The 15470-nt window shown below is 66.3% G+C and carries 17 protein-coding genes; 13 read left to right on the top strand and 4 right to left on the bottom strand.

The features are described from left to right. Nucleotides 1-106: 106 nt before the first annotated feature. Together J3367_RS02125 and J3367_RS02120 are read right to left on the bottom strand one after the other, a co-directional pair. Nucleotides 107-1138, bottom strand: coding sequence for a sodium:calcium antiporter (locus J3367_RS02125; protein WP_024348947.1), 1032 nt, complete (start codon nucleotides 1136-1138; stop codon nucleotides 107-109). 79 nt (nucleotides 1139-1217) lie between these two features. Beyond that, entirely contained in the window at nucleotides 1218-2297 is a 1080-nt protein-coding gene (locus J3367_RS02120) for an endonuclease/exonuclease/phosphatase family protein (RefSeq protein ID WP_024348948.1), read from the bottom strand. Nucleotides 2298-2658: 361 nt separating this feature from the next. Between J3367_RS02120 and J3367_RS02115 the strand changes: the two genes are divergently transcribed. After that, nucleotides 2659-3678 (top strand): PRC-barrel domain-containing protein, encoded by a 1020-nt coding sequence (locus tag J3367_RS02115; protein WP_035694423.1) that lies wholly within the window; start codon nucleotides 2659-2661, stop codon nucleotides 3676-3678. A gap of 237 nt (nucleotides 3679-3915) precedes the next feature. On the opposite strand, the gene J3367_RS02110 is transcribed toward J3367_RS02115, so the two are convergent. Then, nucleotides 3916-4836, bottom strand: a complete 921-nt coding sequence (locus tag J3367_RS02110) for a CHAD domain-containing protein (RefSeq protein ID WP_024348950.1) — start codon at nucleotides 4834-4836, stop codon at nucleotides 3916-3918. A 100-nt stretch (nucleotides 4837-4936) separates the two neighbouring features. Then, complete coding sequence (locus J3367_RS02105; RefSeq protein WP_024348951.1) at nucleotides 4937-5413, bottom strand: CYTH domain-containing protein; 477 nt, start codon at nucleotides 5411-5413, stop codon at nucleotides 4937-4939. Nucleotides 5414-5592: 179 nt separating this feature from the next. On the opposite strand from J3367_RS02105, the gene J3367_RS02100 reads away from it, so the two are divergent. The 12 genes from J3367_RS02100 to J3367_RS02045 all read left to right on the top strand — a co-directional run bounded on the left by J3367_RS02100 (nucleotide 5593) and on the right by J3367_RS02045 (nucleotide 15469). Further along, the gene (locus J3367_RS02100) at nucleotides 5593-6102 is read left to right on the top strand and encodes a hypothetical protein (protein ID WP_024348952.1); all 510 of its coding nucleotides are present in this window, start codon (nucleotides 5593-5595) and stop codon (nucleotides 6100-6102) included. 152 nt (nucleotides 6103-6254) lie between these two features. Further along, nucleotides 6255-8066 (top strand): translation elongation factor 4, encoded by a 1812-nt coding sequence (gene lepA, locus J3367_RS02095; RefSeq protein ID WP_024348953.1) that lies wholly within the window; start codon nucleotides 6255-6257, stop codon nucleotides 8064-8066. A gap of 98 nt (nucleotides 8067-8164) precedes the next feature. After that, entirely contained in the window at nucleotides 8165-8410 is a 246-nt protein-coding gene (locus J3367_RS02090) for a ribbon-helix-helix domain-containing protein (RefSeq protein WP_024348954.1), read from the top strand. 2 nt (nucleotides 8411-8412) lie between these two features. Continuing rightward, a complete protein-coding gene (locus J3367_RS02085; protein WP_024348955.1) occupies nucleotides 8413-8700 on the top strand; it encodes a type II toxin-antitoxin system RelE/ParE family toxin in 288 nt (95 codons plus the stop codon). A 477-nt stretch (nucleotides 8701-9177) separates the two neighbouring features. Further along, nucleotides 9178-9507 (top strand): GIY-YIG nuclease family protein, encoded by a 330-nt coding sequence (locus J3367_RS02080; protein ID WP_035694518.1) that lies wholly within the window; start codon nucleotides 9178-9180, stop codon nucleotides 9505-9507. Between the two features lie 96 nt (nucleotides 9508-9603). Continuing rightward, a complete protein-coding gene (locus J3367_RS02075) occupies nucleotides 9604-9843 on the top strand; it encodes a hypothetical protein (protein ID WP_421460105.1) in 240 nt (79 codons plus the stop codon). Nucleotides 9844-10175: 332 nt separating this feature from the next. Further along, a complete protein-coding gene (locus tag J3367_RS02070) occupies nucleotides 10176-11024 on the top strand; it encodes a hypothetical protein (protein WP_155898359.1) in 849 nt (282 codons plus the stop codon). An 880-nt stretch (nucleotides 11025-11904) separates the two neighbouring features. Beyond that, nucleotides 11905-13191, top strand: coding sequence for an Hsp70 family protein (locus J3367_RS02065; RefSeq protein WP_024348958.1), 1287 nt, complete (start codon nucleotides 11905-11907; stop codon nucleotides 13189-13191). A 136-nt stretch (nucleotides 13192-13327) separates the two neighbouring features. Continuing rightward, nucleotides 13328-13660, top strand: a complete 333-nt coding sequence (locus tag J3367_RS02060; protein ID WP_024348959.1) for a hypothetical protein — start codon at nucleotides 13328-13330, stop codon at nucleotides 13658-13660. A 54-nt stretch (nucleotides 13661-13714) separates the two neighbouring features. Continuing rightward, nucleotides 13715-14140 (top strand): GlcG/HbpS family heme-binding protein, encoded by a 426-nt coding sequence (locus J3367_RS02055; RefSeq protein ID WP_024348960.1) that lies wholly within the window; start codon nucleotides 13715-13717, stop codon nucleotides 14138-14140. A gap of 191 nt (nucleotides 14141-14331) precedes the next feature. Beyond that, entirely contained in the window at nucleotides 14332-14958 is a 627-nt protein-coding gene (gene msrA / locus J3367_RS02050; protein ID WP_051141483.1) for a peptide-methionine (S)-S-oxide reductase MsrA, read from the top strand. Nucleotides 14959-15004: 46 nt separating this feature from the next. Next, complete coding sequence (locus J3367_RS02045; RefSeq protein ID WP_051141484.1) at nucleotides 15005-15469, top strand: DUF302 domain-containing protein; 465 nt, start codon at nucleotides 15005-15007, stop codon at nucleotides 15467-15469. Nucleotide 15470 lies beyond the last annotated feature (1 nt).

The following is a 15470-nucleotide window of genomic DNA, read 5'->3' as shown; positions in this document are numbered from 1 at the left end:
CCAGTGTCGTTCGGCCGCTTTATGCCGGCTAAGCGCCGCCGAGGAAATGCCCCCGCCGGACGCCGCCCTCCGGCGCACGGTCCCGGCGCGCGGCACAGGCCGGCGATCACAGGAAGATCAGCACCACCGAGCCGGCATAGAGCAGCAGCACCAGCACGCTCTCGAAGCCGATCCCCGCCGGGCCGGTGCGCTCGCGCCGCAGCATGCCGAGCAGCAGCACGCCGGTCATCAGCATGGCGATGATCGCCGTGGTCCGGTCCTGCGGCTCCATCGCCGCATAGATCGAGCCGTCATAGAAGAAGTCGGCGGCGCTGAGGAACATCACCTCGAAGGCATTGCCGCCGATCACGTCGCCCACCGCCAGGCTCACCGCGCCGATCCGCACCGCGGCGATTGCCGTGACCAGTTCCGGCAGCGAATTGGCGACGGCCGAGAAAATCGTGCCGACCGCCGATTGCGAAAGGCCGGTGATGTCGACGAGGGCAAGGCTCGCCTCGCCAATGACGTAGCCGGCCACCGCGGTGATCCCGGCATAGAGCGCGAAGCGGCCCCACAGGGAGCGGCCGGATTCGCGATCCTCGCCCTCCTCCGGATCCGACAGCGATTCCCGCGTTTCCGATGTCTGGACCGGCTTCCACATCGGGTCGTCCTTGATGTCGGAAAGCAGCTTCAGGCCGAAGGCGTAGCTGATCAGGATCACCACCGAGGCCGGATGCACGCCCCAGATCGTCACCGGCGGCTCCGCCGAAGCGATCAGGGGGATGGTCAGCAGCACCACCAGAAGCACGCCCTGCGCCAGCCCGGTCACGCTGGCGGCGGCATGTTCGAGATTGGCCCGGCGATAGAACAGGTCGGCGATGGCGATGAAGGCCGTCTGGGCGGTCAGGCCGCCCAGCGCGTTGCCGACGGCGAGGCCCGGCGCGTCCTGCATGGCGGTGGAGATCGAGGTGATCGCCCCAGGTAGCGACGTCGCCGCGCCGACGAACAGCGCGCCGGCCACCACCTCGCCCATGCCCGTCCGGTCGGCCAGGGTGTCGGCCACATAGGACAGCCGGAACCCGGCAAAGCCGATGGCCACGGCCGCCGCGAGAAAGGCGCCGCCCACGAGCCAGATCGATGCATCCTGCAAGCCCAGCATGTGGCCTCCTTTCGTCGTGCCTCACCGGGCGGGTCCCGTGCGCCAGCGCCCCTCCGCGATTGCGGTCCCGCCTGGCGGCCTACATCTGCGCCGCGCGGTCGTGCGCGGCCTCGATCGCCCGGCGCAGTTCCTCCCGATCGCCGTCCTCTTCGGCGGGGGCGCCCTGCCGGGCCGCCATGTCGGGCGCCAGGCACAATTCGGCCATCACCGGGTAATGGTCGGAATCGACATTGGGCAGCGATGAGAAGCCGCGCAGGCCGATCGCGTCCTGGAACAGGATATGGTCGAGCGGCCAGGCGAGGATCGGGCTTTCCGCATCATAGGTCGCGACATAGCCGCGTCCGACCCGCGGATCGAGCAGCCCGCCCACCCGCAGCATGCGGCGGAAGGTGCGTTCCCAGGGCACGGCGTTGAAATCGCCGGCCAGGATCGTCGGCATGGTCGAATCGGCCGCCGCAAGGGCGGCCTGCGCCATCGTGCCGTCGCGCAGGGCGGTGGAATGCTCGAAGGATTGCGGCGGCCGCGGATGAATGCCGATGAAACGGACCGTGCCGGCCGGCAGCGTGACATCGGCGGTCACGCTCGGCGTGCCGGTCTCGAACCAGAATTCCACCGCCGGATCGGCCAGCGGATATTTGGAAAACAGATGCAGGCCGTAATATTCGACGGCCTGCGGCACGCTCTCGATGCTGGTCCGGTAGCGGTCCTGCAGGGCGGCCAGCTGGGTATCCCACCATTGGTCCGTTTCCAGGACCAGCAGGATGTCCGGGTCGGCGTCGGTGACCACGTCGCGGAAGGCCGCGAAGTCGCGGTTGCCCTTCTTGACGTTCGCCACCATCACCGAAAGCCCCGAGCCCGACGGACAGGTGGGGGAAGCGGCGGCCATGGGCGCCACGACCGGCATATAGACATGCAGCTTGGCGAGATGCAGCGCCGCCAGCACCCCGCAGATAGCCATGATTGCCGCCCCCGTTCGCCACCGCCAGGCCCTGGTGGCGCCGAGGAGGGCGATCAGCACGAGCAGCGCACCCCCGACATACAGGCGAACGAAATCGAGGTAGCGCACCCACCACGCATTGGTTTCCAGAAGCGGCAGCAGGGTCATCACGCCGAGCGCCAAGGTCAGGGCAACGGCAATCGTCAGACCGGTCTGTCTCATGGCGCGCCTTTCCCTTCGCCTCGGTTTCGCGGCCATTCCAGCTAGGACACGACCGAGGATCGGCGACCCTGCCCCTCGGAATCATGCCCGGCCCGCTCCGCCTCCTGTCCGGCGCCGGTTCGTCGCTCGGGTCGGCCGGCCCGTCGCTGCGCCGCCTAGAGCACGGGACGGCCGCTCCGGCCGCGCCCTCCCCGGACAGATCGCCCTGGGTCAGTGACGCCATTTTCACGTCGCGGCTACAAAAACCGAAAAACGAATAACGGAACAGACTGGTCCTGCCCCCGTTTTGCCATCATCCAGCAAGCGGGATCTCAATCGGAGATTTCGTTATGTTACCAATCGAATAGAAAGGTAATATTACATGCGTAATATTTTCGTCGTCACTCTTCTTGCAGGCTCGGCACTGACCGGAACCGCTTTCGCTCAGGACAACAACAGCGAGAACGCAAATTCCACCGCTGACGTTGTTGTCCAGCCGGATGCCCCCGCGGTGAAGGTCGACGTTCCCGAGCCCGACGTCCAGGTCAACCAGGCCGATCCCAACGTCTCGGTCTCGCAGCCGCAGCCGACCATTACGGTGAACCAGCCGGCGCCGACGATCAGCGTCGACATTCCGCAGCCGACCATCACCGTCCGCATGCCCGACCCGAATGTCGACGTCGAGATGGCGCAGCCGGAAGTCTCAGTCAGCCAGGGCGAGCCGCGGGTCTCCGTCGATGATTCCGGCAATGCCGCGGTCGAGACCTCGGACGATGGCGACGAGCAGGCCAATGTCACGGTCGACCAGGCCAACGCCAATGTTCAGGTCCGCCAGTCCGACCAGCGCCCGCAGATCCGCTATCAGAGCGAGGACGCCAAGGTCTCCGTCAACCAGGAGAAGGGCGAGCCGAAGATCATCTATCAGAACGCCGATGGTTCGCCGATGGACGGTTCGGAAGACACCGCCGCGGATCGTCAGCAGCAGGGCAACGCCGCCAGCCAGGACCGTCAGGAGCGTGTGACCGCCGAGGAGACGGCAGGCGAGCGCTCGGCGACCGACAACGAAACCATGGCGATCAATCCGGGCTCTTCGAGCGAGCGTGAGATGACCGTCGAGGAAGTCACCGATTACGACATCATCGGCGCCAATGGCGAAGTCCTCGGCGACATTCAGGAGATCGTGAAGGTCGACAACCGTCTCTTCGCCGTCATCGGCTCGGGCGGCTTCCTCGGCCTCGGCGAGAAGGAAGTGGCGATCCCGCTGTCCTCGCTGATGGCGACCGACCGCGGCATGATCGCGCCGAACGTCACTGAGAGCCAGATCGACGCGCTGAGCGAGTTCGACGACGATCAGTATCCCGAGCTCGAAGACGAGACGCGGATCACCGTCGGCCAGCAGTAAGCCTCGACGCTCCCGCATGAACGAAGGGCCGCCGGTTGATCCGGCGGCCCTTTTTGCGTCGGGCACGGATCGCCGGGTCGGGCATTGTCCTTCGAGCCGCGCCGCCAAACCGCCGACACCGGGCACCGCATGGCGCCCGGCCCCTACCGCGCAATGACGTCCGTCGGCCTCCACCCCCCGCTGCGATCACTCCGTCTGACGCAGGACCTCCAGCGGCGAGGCGACCGGCGCGCCGGGCTAGCTCGCCCCTCGAACTGGCCCGGCCCGGTACAGCCGCTTCACCCGCGTCTTCACGCCGTCCAGATCGTCGGCGAGGAGCCGCCGCGCCGTATCGAGCGCAGCGACGCGCAATTCCGCCTGCCGGCGATCGATCAGCGCCGCCAGGACGGCCAGTTCGCGCGGCGTGCCGAAGGCCTCCGGCGTCGCCGCGATCTCCTGGCGCATCACGGAATAATCATGGTCGAGGCCCAGCCCGTCGGCGACCGCCTTGGCGGCTTTGGTCAGCGGCGCGATCGCGTCCGGCCACAGCGGTGCGATCAGCCGCAGATGCATCCAGTGATATTTGACCCGCTTGCGCAGCTCGTGAAGGGCCTCGTCGTCGCCCTCCTTGCGCGCCGTCGCCAGCGCCGACCGCGCACGGTCATGGGTGCGGGCAAAGCCCTCGGCGATGATCGTCGCCGCGTCGCCCGCCCTGTCCTTGGGGGCGATGACGAAGCCGTCGAGCTTGTGGCGGGCCGCCCCGAGGCTGCGCGCCGCCGCCTCGATCGCCGGGCCGAGATCGCGCGTCGTCGCCGCCTCGCGCCGCGCCATCAGTTCGCTGCGCACATGCTCGAAGACGGCCGGCGCCACCTCTGCCCCGTAATGCTCCGCGAGCCGGTCGAGCGCCTCCACCAGCGCGCCGCTGTCGCGTGCCCCCGACAGGCTTCGCGCCAGGTCGCGGTAGCGGGCATTTTCCTTCGCATGGAAGGCCGGCCGCGCATCGCGGACCAGCCGCGTCAGCCCGCGCAGCTTCTTCAGCCGCTTGCGGGCCTCGTGCACGGCGGCATTCGGGTCGCCGTCGGTCGCCACCAGCACCCGCTCCGCCCGGCGCAGCTGCTCGCCGGCGATGCGCCGGAACTCGGCATCGAGCGGCGCGGCGGGGTCGAGCTTGTAGGCCATGGCATCTGCACCTTCGACTGGAATCTGCGGCGCACCGACCACGCCGGCCGCGCCTTTGCCAAGATGGCGCCGGGTTGCCGCCTGCCAAGCTGGCCCGGCGTCAATCCGGCGCCGACGGCATTCCCTCCAGCGCCAGCTGCGAGTTGAAATAGCGCGCGTCGCCCGTCACCTCGCGGCCGAGAAAATCCGGCAGCGGCGGCGCGTCGTCCATCGTCTTCAGCTCGATCTCGGCCATCACTAGCCCGTCCAGCGCACCGGCGAAGACGTCCACCTCCACCTGCCAGCCGCCCGCCAGCGGCACGATATGGCGGGTCTTCTCCACCAGCTTGCCGACCCGGCTCTCGCGCAGCTCCACCGCGTCCTGCAGCGGAATGTCGTATTCGAACTCGCCGCGCGACAGCCCGTCCCGGCCGGTCTTGATCGTCAGCCGCGCCGCCCCGCCATCGCGGATCCGCACCCGTACCGACGCGCCCTCCCGGCTGAACAGGTAGAATTGCTCGAGCTGCGCCGAGCCCGTGGCGAGCGCCCGCCAGCCGTCATGCGCCACCAGGAACTTGCGCTCGATCTCCTGCCCCATCAGCCGCCGCCCGCACGGCGCGGAACGCCGCAATTGCCGGCGCGACGGCCCAGAATCGACGCTCCGCCACACAACATTGCAGCAATCACCAACATTCCTCTGCGGAATAAAATGCCACCGCTGCGAGCATATCCGTCAGAATATGACATTTTTGACTGGACCATATCTCTCATACATCTATGTTTTCTTTCTGGCAGGGCTGCCTGGCCGACCGGATTGCCGCACCGGTCATGCTCGAAGCCGGCAGCGCGGCGCCATGCGGCGTCGACTTGGAGGACAGCATGCAATGGATGTTTTGGAAATACGGAGCCGGACGGCGTGATGCCGGTCCACCCGATGAGGACACCGTCGAGCCGTCGCGCCGCCGGTTCCTGATCGGTCTCGGCGTGGCCGGCGGTCTGGCGCTCGTCGCCCCGACGGTCATTCTGACGGCCCCTGCCGACGCGGCGGAGCCCGATCCGGATTCGGACCTGCCCGACGGGGAGGACGATGGCAGCTACGAGGTCGCCCAGCGCCGCGACGATCGGCGGCGCAGGCGTCGGCGGCGGCGTCGGCGGCGGCGGAACCGGCGCGAACGGCGGCGGGACCTGCGCAGGCGGCGGCGGCGCGAGCGGCGCAGGCGGCGTCGGCGGCGGCGGGATCGCCGCAGGGGCTGCGTGGATGTCGGCCCGGTCACCATCTGCGACTAGGCTGAACGCCCCATCCTGAGCTTGGCGGCGGCGGCACTTTCGGTGTCCGCCGCCGCGCCTTCGCGGCCACATATCCCCGCCCGCTGGCCGTCCATGCGAAACGGCGCTTCCAAGAACCGTTACAAATCTCTATATCGCGCGACATGAGCACCATGCCCGCGAATACGCCCCTCGACCACATCCGCAATTTCTCGATCGTCGCCCATATCGACCACGGGAAATCGACCCTTGCCGACCGGCTGATCCAGTCCACCGGCGGGCTGGAACTGCGCGACATGAAGGCCCAGGTCCTCGACTCGATGGATATCGAGCGCGAGCGCGGCATCACCATCAAGGCCCAGACCGTCCGCCTGCACTACACGGCGAAGAACGGCGAGACCTACGTCCTCAACCTCATCGACACGCCCGGCCATGTCGACTTCGCCTACGAGGTGTCGCGCTCGCTGGCCGCCTGCGAGGGCGCGCTGCTGGTCGTCGACGCGGCGCAGGGCGTCGAGGCGCAGACGCTGGCCAATGTCTATCTCGCCCTCGACGCCAATCTCGAGATCGTCCCGGTCCTCAACAAGATCGACCTGCCGGCCGCCGAGCCCGACAAGGTCAAGGAGCAGATCGAGGAGGTCATCGGCCTCGACGCCTCCGACGCGGTGATGATCTCGGCGAAATCCGGCCTCGGCATCGAGGACGTGCTGGAGGCCATCGTCCACCGCCTGCCCGCCCCCACCGAGGGCGACCGCAAGGCGCCGCTCAAGGCGATGCTGGTCGACAGCTGGTACGACGCCTATCTCGGCGTCATCGTCCTCGTGCGCATCATCGACGGCGAGCTGAAGAAGGGCCAGACCATCCGCATGATGGGCACCGACGCCCGCTACCCGGTCGACCGGGTCGGCGTCTTCACCCCCGCCATGGTCCAGGTCGAGGCGCTCGGCCCCGGCGAGCTCGGCTTCATCACCGCCTCGATCAAGGAAGTCGCCGACACCCGCGTCGGCGACACGATCACCGACGACAAGCGCCAGACGACGTCCATGCTGCCGGGCTTCAAGCCGGCCCAGCCCGTCGTCTTCTGCGGCCTGTTCCCGGTCGACGCCTCCGATTTCGACGAGCTGCGCGCCGCCATGGGCAAGCTGCGGCTCAACGACGCCAGCTTCTCCTACGAGATGGAATCCAGCGCTGCGCTGGGTTTCGGCTTCCGCTGCGGCTTCCTCGGCCTTCTGCATCTGGAGATCGTCCAGGAGCGCCTGTCGCGCGAGTTCGACCTCGACCTCATCGCCACCGCACCCTCGGTCGTCTACGACATCAAGCTCACCGACGGCTCGACCATCCAGCTGCACAACCCGGCCGACATGCCGGACGTGATGAAGGTCGCCGAGATCCACGAGCCGTGGATCAAGGCCACGATCCTCACCCCCGACGACTATCTCGGCAACATCCTGCAGCTGTGCCAGGAGCGGCGCGGCAACCAGACCGACCTCTCCTATGTCGGCAAGCGCGCCATGGTCTCCTACGAGCTGCCGCTCAACGAGGTGGTCTTCGACTTCTACGACCGGCTGAAATCCATCTCCAAGGGCTACGCCTCCTTCGACTACCACATGGCCGACTACCGCGAGGGCGACCTCGTCAAGATGTCGATCATGGTCAATGGCGAGCCGGTCGACGCGCTCTCCATGCTCGTCCACCGCAGCCAGGCCGAGCGCCGCGGCCGCGGCATGTGCGAGAAGCTGAAGGAGCTGATCCCCAACCACCTCTTCAAGATCCCGATCCAGGCGGCGATCGGCGGCAAGGTGATCGCCCGCGAGACCATCTCGGCCCTGCGCAAGGACGTCACCGCCAAATGCTACGGCGGCGACGCCTCAAGAAAGCGCAAGCTCCTCGACAAGCAGAAAGAGGGCAAGAAGCGCATGCGCCAGTTCGGCAAGGTCGACATCCCCCAGGAAGCCTTCATCGCCGCTTTGAAGATGGACAGCTAGGGCGGCGCATCACTGGCACCGGTCGCGGCCAGGCAGCCGGGCGACCGGATTGACAGATCGCGCCCGTCCCTCCCAGATGCGGGGCATGGAGAGATGCGATGGCGTCGGTGAAACTGTCCCTGTCTGATCCCATGAAGCAATGGGTGGAGGACCAGGCCAAATCCGGCCACTATGCCGACGCTGGCGACTTCGTGCGCGATCTCATCGACAGGGAAAAGCAGCGCCGGGACGCGATCGCGGCGATGCAGTGCAGGGTCGACGAGGCCCTCGCCAGCGGGATCGGCAACCGCTCCCCCGATGCCCTGTTCGCCGAAGCCGAGGCGCGCGCCGACCGACCGGACTGAGCATGGGCTTTCGGCTGACGCGTGCGGCGGAAGACGACCTCGTCGCGATCGCCGAAGCCGGCATCCGTCTCTTCGGCCACCGGCAGGCGCGCCGCTATCACGACGAACTGTTCGCGCGTTTTGCGCTGCTCGCCGCCAGTCCCCGAATGGCCCGTGAGCGTCAGGAAATCTCCCCGCCGGTCCGAATCCATCCCTTCAAGGCGCATCTCGTCGTCTACCTCGTCGAAGACGGCGACATCATCATATTGCGCATCCGCCACGCCCACGAGGACTGGCAGAGCGACGCGTGATGTTGCGGCCTGAACGTTGTACGATACCGCCGCCAGCCGCATGAAGCCTTCATAGCCGCCCTGAAGACGGCGAGCTGAGACGCCGGGCACCCCTCGTGGTTCGACAGGCTCACCATGAGGGGTTCCTGAACCGCCGCGTCTAGATGCCAGGTGCTGCCGCTTCCAGGCTCCCAAGCTCCCAACCACACCGGCACTCTGGCTCGCTGGCACGCTGGCAGCACCTTCGGCTTCCCGGCTCCTCGTCTATCGTCCAGACGCGAACCGCGCAGGCCGCTAGAGCCGGCACGCCATCCCCTTCACCCTCATGGTGAGCCTGTCGTACCACGAGGGTGACGCACCACCGCCCAGATCCCGATTGCCTCGCCCCGCCAGATCCCTCATCCTGAGCCTGTCGAAGGGTGAGCCTGTCGAAGGATGAGCCTGTCCAAGGATCAGCCCACCGAAGGCCGCACCCCGCCACCAGACCGGGACCAGCCCATGCCGCTCGAAGCCACGGTCTACATCCTGCGCTGCGTCGACGGCTCCTACTACACCGGCCTCACGAAACAGCCGGTCGAAGCCCGGCTGTGGGAGCACAATGAAGGCCTCTATGACGGCTACACGCGCAAACGCTGCCCCGTCGTCCTGGTCTTTACCGAAACCTACGATCGCATGCTCGACGCCATCGCCCGCGAGCAGCAGATCAAGGGCTGGACCCGCGCCAAGAAGGAAGCGCTGATCGCCCGGCGCTACCACTGCCTCCCCACCCTCGCCGCCACCCGCACCGGCCCGGACCTCCGCCGACAGCCACCCGCCACGCTTGACTGACGCAACGATCCGCCGCCCCCTGCACCCTCATGGTGAGCCTGTCGAACCATGGCGACAACGCACCAGCCTGCCGGCCAGCGATGAGGATACCCAACCGTGTTCGACATGATCGGCGACGTCGTCGGCTACACCACCGCTCGATACCTCCTGCCCGCCCTGAGTTTCGACAAGCTCAGGGTCCAGACGCTCCGCAGCAGCGAGGGTGGCTTCAACTGGTTCGGCTTCCGACGCGAAACCGATGGCAGCATACTGGTCGAGTCCAACATGGCGGGCTGGTTCGGACTGTTCGTCTGGATCACCGCGCTCGTCGTGCTGATCGTCTTCGTTAAGGGTTGATTTGCGGGTCCCGGTACCAGAGCCACCAAATGAAACAGGTGCTTAGGGTGGTTGCGGACCGTCCGAAACCTCAAGAGGTCGTCTGTTCGCCTTCAAGATTCGTATGGATGGAGCGAGGGCGCAACTGGAGGCGCATTACTGGGGCACCCATTTGCCCGGCTATACGCATTGTATATCTGGATCTCTTCATTCAAGATCTAGGCAATTCATCATGCAACTTCGTAGTTGCGGATGAGTATATTCCGAACAGCAACCCTATATCATACTATCCACCAAATAATATCGATCAATAACAACCCACCATGCCGTAATATTAATCTGAGAGGCGGATCATGATCAGAATTTCTCTTAGCTACATTTACAATTTAGCAACTCGTATCGAACCACTCGGCGCCCTGACTGTTCAAGAGACACCATATCGAATTATTCAGCTTCCTGCACTGACGGCCCAGAACGCTATTCAAGAACTATATACAAACACGTTCTACGCCCCACACCTTCGCGTTTCGTACGGTTGGTCGCAAGACCTATTCAACCGGCTTCATTCCATAACCAGCGATCCAGATCTCGAACGAATGATTACGCATTTAGAGATGCTTGCACTTAAAACATCATTCGAACAGTATAAAGTAACACTATTGTCAGAACTCGCTATAATTCACGCATATTTCGTGTCTCAAAAGGGCGCCTACGACTCATGGTCTCTTCTGATCAATGGGGAAACCATGTTCCCTAATGATCTGGGAGTTAAAGTTCCTGATGCGATATTTGACGCACGTGAGGCTGGCAAGTGTCTCGCGTACGAGAATTCGACAGCTGCGGGGTTTCATGTTTTCCGCGTTCTAGAAACCGTCCTTAGGAGATACTACGCTCAAGAGGTAAGCGGTAAAGCGCCGCCGAAAGTTCGCAACATCGCTGTGTACGTGAATGCGATGAAACAGGCTGGGAAGGGCGACGAGAATATTCTCTTTTTGCTGCGGGAAATCTCCAACCGGTTCCGCAATCCCCTTATACATCCGGATGTGATCCTATCCACTGATGACGCAATCGCCATCTTTGGCTTGGTGGGGACTGCAGTGACTGAAATGCTTAAGTCGCTTTCAACCGTACCGCCGACGACCACTAGCCCACTTGCTGCACTTTACTCAGCGCCGGGCTCCGGGAAAGAGCCAGCTTCATAAAGTATAAATTTCTCGGCGAGAGGTTGCTACCAATTGCAGAGAAGTTACGGAACTTATTTGGATTACGCTTTGACAATGGCATCTGCCAGATCGGCACTTTGCAGCGCTTAAGCCTTCTTCGCCTAGGCAGATCACTGCAACGAGCCGTTGCACGCCCGCTAAACGCGGCTCCGGAGACGCAAGGACGTGCTGCATTTGATAATCCGGTTGGCTTACCCCACAAAAAACTTCTCCCCACCCTCCCCACCTCCCGCATCATCCTTTCACCGCCGGCCCGCGAAACGGGCGCGAATGATCACCGGGATCGTTCGGGGGCCAAGGGAGCAATCCTGGCGGGCGGTGCCGGTTCATGTCGCCTCCGGAGCGGCGGAACCGGGCCGGTGACGGCCGAGCCGGCCTTCCGTTCTGCGGGGAAGGCGGCACGTTGCCGGGCGGGAGGTCGTGCTCCTGCCGGCAGCTTCCCGGAACCCTTCGCCCCGGCTTAAGCCGGCGGCGGCGGGGGAATGGTTCGGCGGCGGACGGGTGACGAGACCCCGCCCGCGTTTCCGGCACCCACCGCGCGGCACGCCGGAGGCGGACCGTAAGACCAAGACATCGGAGGGTTCGCCTCCGGCGCGCCGTCGCCCGTCCCGCCCCATGGCGGAGCCCGGGGCGGCCAGACGATCCCGCCGAAACGGCCCCCGGCCGCCGCAGCGGGAGACGGGCCAGTCAGGCTCCGGCCCGGATCGGGCGCGGAAATGCGTCCGCGCGCCTTCATCTTGGGCCGCGCATCGGCTAGACACCGCGGCTTCCGATTCGCCGTCCCGCCCTGCCCCGACTGCTTTGCCTGCGCCCCGTCCCGTTCCGGGCGCGCGGGCGATTCCTTCCGCGAGTTTCACCAATGCCCCGCTTCCCCGGCCTCGATTTCGGCACCACCAATTCCACCCTGGCGCTTGCGGCGCCCGGCGGCGCGCCGGCGCTGGTGCCGGTCGAGGCGGACAGCCCGACCATCCCGTCGGCGCTGTTCTTCAGCCTCGAGGATGGCGGCACCTATTTCGGACGCGCCGCCATCTTCGAATATGTCGACGGCGCCGAGGGCCGCTTCATGCGAGCGCTGAAATCGATCCTCGGCACCTCGCTGATGGCCGAGACCACCCCGATCGGTCGCCAGCGCATGAGCTTCGAGGCGCTGATCGGCCGCTTCCTGAAACATCTGCGCGGAAAGCTGGAGGCCGAGGCCGCCCGCAGCGAGGGCGGGCCGGACGCCGTCGCCATCGACCGCGTCGTGCTCGGCCGGCCGGTGCATTTCATCGACGACGATGCGGGCGCCGACCAGACCGCCGAGGACCAGCTCGCCGCCGCCGCCCGCGCCGAGGGGTTCAGCCACATCGAGTTCCAGTTCGAGCCGGTCGCCGCCGCGCTCTATTATGAGAGCCGGATCGAGGCCGAGCAGCTCGCCCTGGTGGTCGACATCGGCGGCGGCACCTCGGACTTTTCGGTGGTGCGCCTGTCGCCCGAGCGCGCGAAATCCGCCGCCGGCGACCGGCTGGACGACATCCTCGCCTCGACCGGCGTTCATGTCGGCGGCACCGATTTCGACCGGGTGCTGTCGCTGGCCCGGGTCATGCCGGGTCTCGGCATGGGCAGCCACACCGCCGACGGCAAGCGCCGCATGCCGGTCTGGTACTTCAACGACATGGCCACCTGGCACCGGGTCAACACGCTCTATACCGCCAAGATCCTGCGCGACATTCGCGGTCTCGCCCGCGAGGCCGCCGAGCCGGAGAAGCTCGCCCGCTTCGAGCATCTGCTCGTCCACCGCTCGGGCCATCGCCTCGCCGGCGCCGTCGAGACCGCCAAGATCGCCCTCAGCGAGACCGATGCGACCACGATCCGGCTGCAGGAGCTCGGCCTGCTCCTGGAGGCGCCCGCCACCCGCGCCGAGTTCGAGGCCGCCTCCGCCGAGCTGGTCGGCCGGATCGGCGGCGCCATCGACGACGCGCTGACGACGGCCGGGGTCGGGCCGCAGGCGATCGAGACGGTGATCCTGACTGGCGGCGGTGCCCAGGTGCCGGCCGTCCGCGCCGCCGCCACCGCCCGCTTTCCCGCCGCCCGCATCGCCCAGTCCGACGCCTTCGGCTCGGTCGGCCTCGGCCTTGCGATCGACGCCGCCCGCCGCTTCGCCTGAGCCGGAACGGCCACCGGCGAGCGGCCGGCCGGCTGCGACCACAGGACGCGGTTTTCCGCCGGATTCTACCGGCCGGGTTGTGCCCGGTTAACGAATTCCGGCGATACTCTTGCAAGGAACAGACGCGGTGAGAGCTATGGGCAGTTTGCTGGCCAGATGGGGCAAGGCGACCGGCTTTCAGGGTCGCGACAAGCGCAGCGCCCGCCGGGTGCGCACGCGGCTGCGGCCCCAGCGCGTCCTCTCCATGCGCAACGCCATCATCGCCGATTGCGCCATGGTCGACCGCTCCGACAGCGGCGCCAAGCTGCAATTCATCGTCGATGTCGATCTGCCGCGCATCTTCCTCCTGCAGGATCTCGCCGAGGGGACCACCCACGAGGTCGAGTTGATCTGGAGCCGTCCGGGCCAGGCCGGCGTGCGCTTCACCCACCACCCGGCCCCGTGCGGCACGTCCTCCGCCAATAGGTGACTCCCTCCCCGCCTGTGCTATCTGCCGGGCGCAATCCATTTGGAGGGAAACACCATGCTGACACTCGACAAGGCCCGCATCATCATCGCCGAGGCCATGAAGATGGGCGCCGCCAAGGGCTTCAAGCCGCTGACCGTGGCCGTTCTCGACGCCGGCGGCGCGCTGATCGCGCTGGAGCGCGCCGACGGCTCGGCCCGCATGCGCCCCGACATCGCCACCGGCAAGGCCAATGGCGCCATCGCCATGGGCATGGGCTCGCGGGCGATCTGGCAGCGGGCCGAGCAGCAGCCCTATTTCATCCAGTCGATGAACGCCCTGGCCAAGGGCGTGCTGGTGCCGGTGCCGGGCGGCGTCCTGATCCGCGGCGAAGGCAATGTCATCCTCGGCGCCGTCGGCATCACCGGCGACACCTCCGACAATGACGAGGCCGCCGCCACCGCCGGCATCGAGGCCGCCGGCTTCACCGCCGACGGCGGCTGAGCCTTCCGTCCAGCGATTCCGATGCGGCGGGGAAATCTCGCCGCATCGACACCGCCCACCGATCTTTTTGTCGTCCCGCCTGAAACAATTCGCCCCGCCTCACCGAAGCTTGTGTTGAGCCCGCAGCCTCCGATCGCGCACCAATGGTGCCGACACGGGCGGCGGCCCCAGACCAGCAAGGGAACGAGACCATGGCAGGACGAACCGGATTCGCATTGGCGGGCCTCGCCGCCGCAGCCCTCGCGGCAGGCGCCAGCCTGATGCCGAGCGGCGTCGCCGCCCAGAGCACCGAGACCGCGATCTTCGCCGGTGGTTGCTTCTGGTGTGTCGAGAGCGACTTCGACCACGTCGCCGGCGTCCTCGACACCACCTCCGGCTATATCGGCGGGCAGAACCAGAACCCCACTTACCAGAACCACCCCGGCCACGTCGAAGCGGTGAAGATCACCTACGATCCGAAGCGCGTCAGCTACGATCAGCTGCTCAACGTGTTCTGGCATTCCGTCGATCCGACCGACGCCGGCGGCCAGTTCTGCGACCGCGGCCACGCCTATACGACGGCGATCTTCGCGACCGATCAGAGCCAGGTGCAGAAGGCCAAGGCCTCCAAGGCCGCCATCGCCAAGGATCTGCCGAAAGTGGTGACCCCCATCAACTCGGCCCCGACCTTCTGGCCCGCTGAAGGCTACCACCAGGATTACTACAAGAAGAATGCGCTGAAATATAAGTACTACCGCTTCAGCTGCGGTCGCAACGCCCGGGTCCGGGACGTATGGGGCGACAAGGCCTATCAGGGCATCAAGGACGCCATGGGCTGATCGCCCACCTGCGCCAAGCCTGTCACCCGTCTAGAGGATGAGCCCCATGCGATCTCCCATCGGCGCAATCGCCACCGTCACCGCCGCGCTGCTCGTCATAAGCATGCCGGCTAGGGCGGCGGATGACTGGGTGACGAAGCAGAGTGCCAGGTCGGTGGCGGACACGGTGTCCGCCCTGACCGCGGCGGTAAACAAGGCCGGTGCAAAGGTCATGGCGACCGTCGATCACCAGGCCAACGCCGCGACCATCGACACCGGGATCCCGGCGACGACACTGGTCATCTTCGGCAATCCGAAGCTCGGCACGCCGCTGATCGCCGAGAACCGGCGCGTCGCCATCGACCTGCCCCAGAAGGTACTGGTCTGGGAGGAGGACGGCGTCACCATGCTTGGCTATGTCGATCCGGCCGAGCTTGCCGAACGCTACGGCTTCGCACCCGACCATCCGTCGATCAAGGCTATGCAGGGCGCGCTGGACAAGCTGACGACCGCGGCATCGGCGGACCAGTAGC

It is taken from the genome of Aurantimonas sp. NFXS3, assembly GCF_049132005.1.
Lineage (GTDB): Bacteria > Pseudomonadota > Alphaproteobacteria > Rhizobiales > Rhizobiaceae > Aurantimonas > Aurantimonas coralicida.
Note: the sequence above shows the minus strand (reverse complement) of the source record. Positions and strands in the feature narration are given on the sequence as shown.

Bases quoted from the DNA above. Each gene is read 5' to 3' on its own strand.
- J3367_RS02125 (WP_024348947.1), bottom strand. From the start codon at position 1,138: ATGCTGGGCTTGCAGGATGCATCGATCTGGCTCGTGGGCGGCGCCTTT.
- J3367_RS02120 (WP_024348948.1), bottom strand. From the start codon at position 2,297: ATGAGACAGACCGGTCTGACGATTGCCGTTGCCCTGACCTTGGCGCTC.
- J3367_RS02115 (WP_035694423.1), top strand. From the start codon at position 2,659: ATGCGTAATATTTTCGTCGTCACTCTTCTTGCAGGCTCGGCACTGACC.
- J3367_RS02110 (WP_024348950.1), bottom strand. From the start codon at position 4,836: ATGGCCTACAAGCTCGACCCCGCCGCGCCGCTCGATGCCGAGTTCCGG.
- J3367_RS02105 (WP_024348951.1), bottom strand. From the start codon at position 5,413: ATGGGGCAGGAGATCGAGCGCAAGTTCCTGGTGGCGCATGACGGCTGG.
- J3367_RS02100 (WP_024348952.1), top strand. From the start codon at position 5,593: ATGTTTTCTTTCTGGCAGGGCTGCCTGGCCGACCGGATTGCCGCACCG.
- lepA (WP_024348953.1), top strand. From the start codon at position 6,255: ATGCCCGCGAATACGCCCCTCGACCACATCCGCAATTTCTCGATCGTC.
- J3367_RS02090 (WP_024348954.1), top strand. From the start codon at position 8,165: ATGGCGTCGGTGAAACTGTCCCTGTCTGATCCCATGAAGCAATGGGTG.
- J3367_RS02085 (WP_024348955.1), top strand. From the start codon at position 8,413: ATGGGCTTTCGGCTGACGCGTGCGGCGGAAGACGACCTCGTCGCGATC.
- J3367_RS02080 (WP_035694518.1), top strand. From the start codon at position 9,178: ATGCCGCTCGAAGCCACGGTCTACATCCTGCGCTGCGTCGACGGCTCC.
- J3367_RS02070 (WP_155898359.1), top strand. From the start codon at position 10,176: ATGATCAGAATTTCTCTTAGCTACATTTACAATTTAGCAACTCGTATC.
- J3367_RS02065 (WP_024348958.1), top strand. From the start codon at position 11,905: ATGCCCCGCTTCCCCGGCCTCGATTTCGGCACCACCAATTCCACCCTG.
- J3367_RS02060 (WP_024348959.1), top strand. From the start codon at position 13,328: ATGGGCAGTTTGCTGGCCAGATGGGGCAAGGCGACCGGCTTTCAGGGT.
- J3367_RS02055 (WP_024348960.1), top strand. From the start codon at position 13,715: ATGCTGACACTCGACAAGGCCCGCATCATCATCGCCGAGGCCATGAAG.
- msrA (WP_051141483.1), top strand. From the start codon at position 14,332: ATGGCAGGACGAACCGGATTCGCATTGGCGGGCCTCGCCGCCGCAGCC.
- J3367_RS02045 (WP_051141484.1), top strand. From the start codon at position 15,005: ATGCGATCTCCCATCGGCGCAATCGCCACCGTCACCGCCGCGCTGCTC.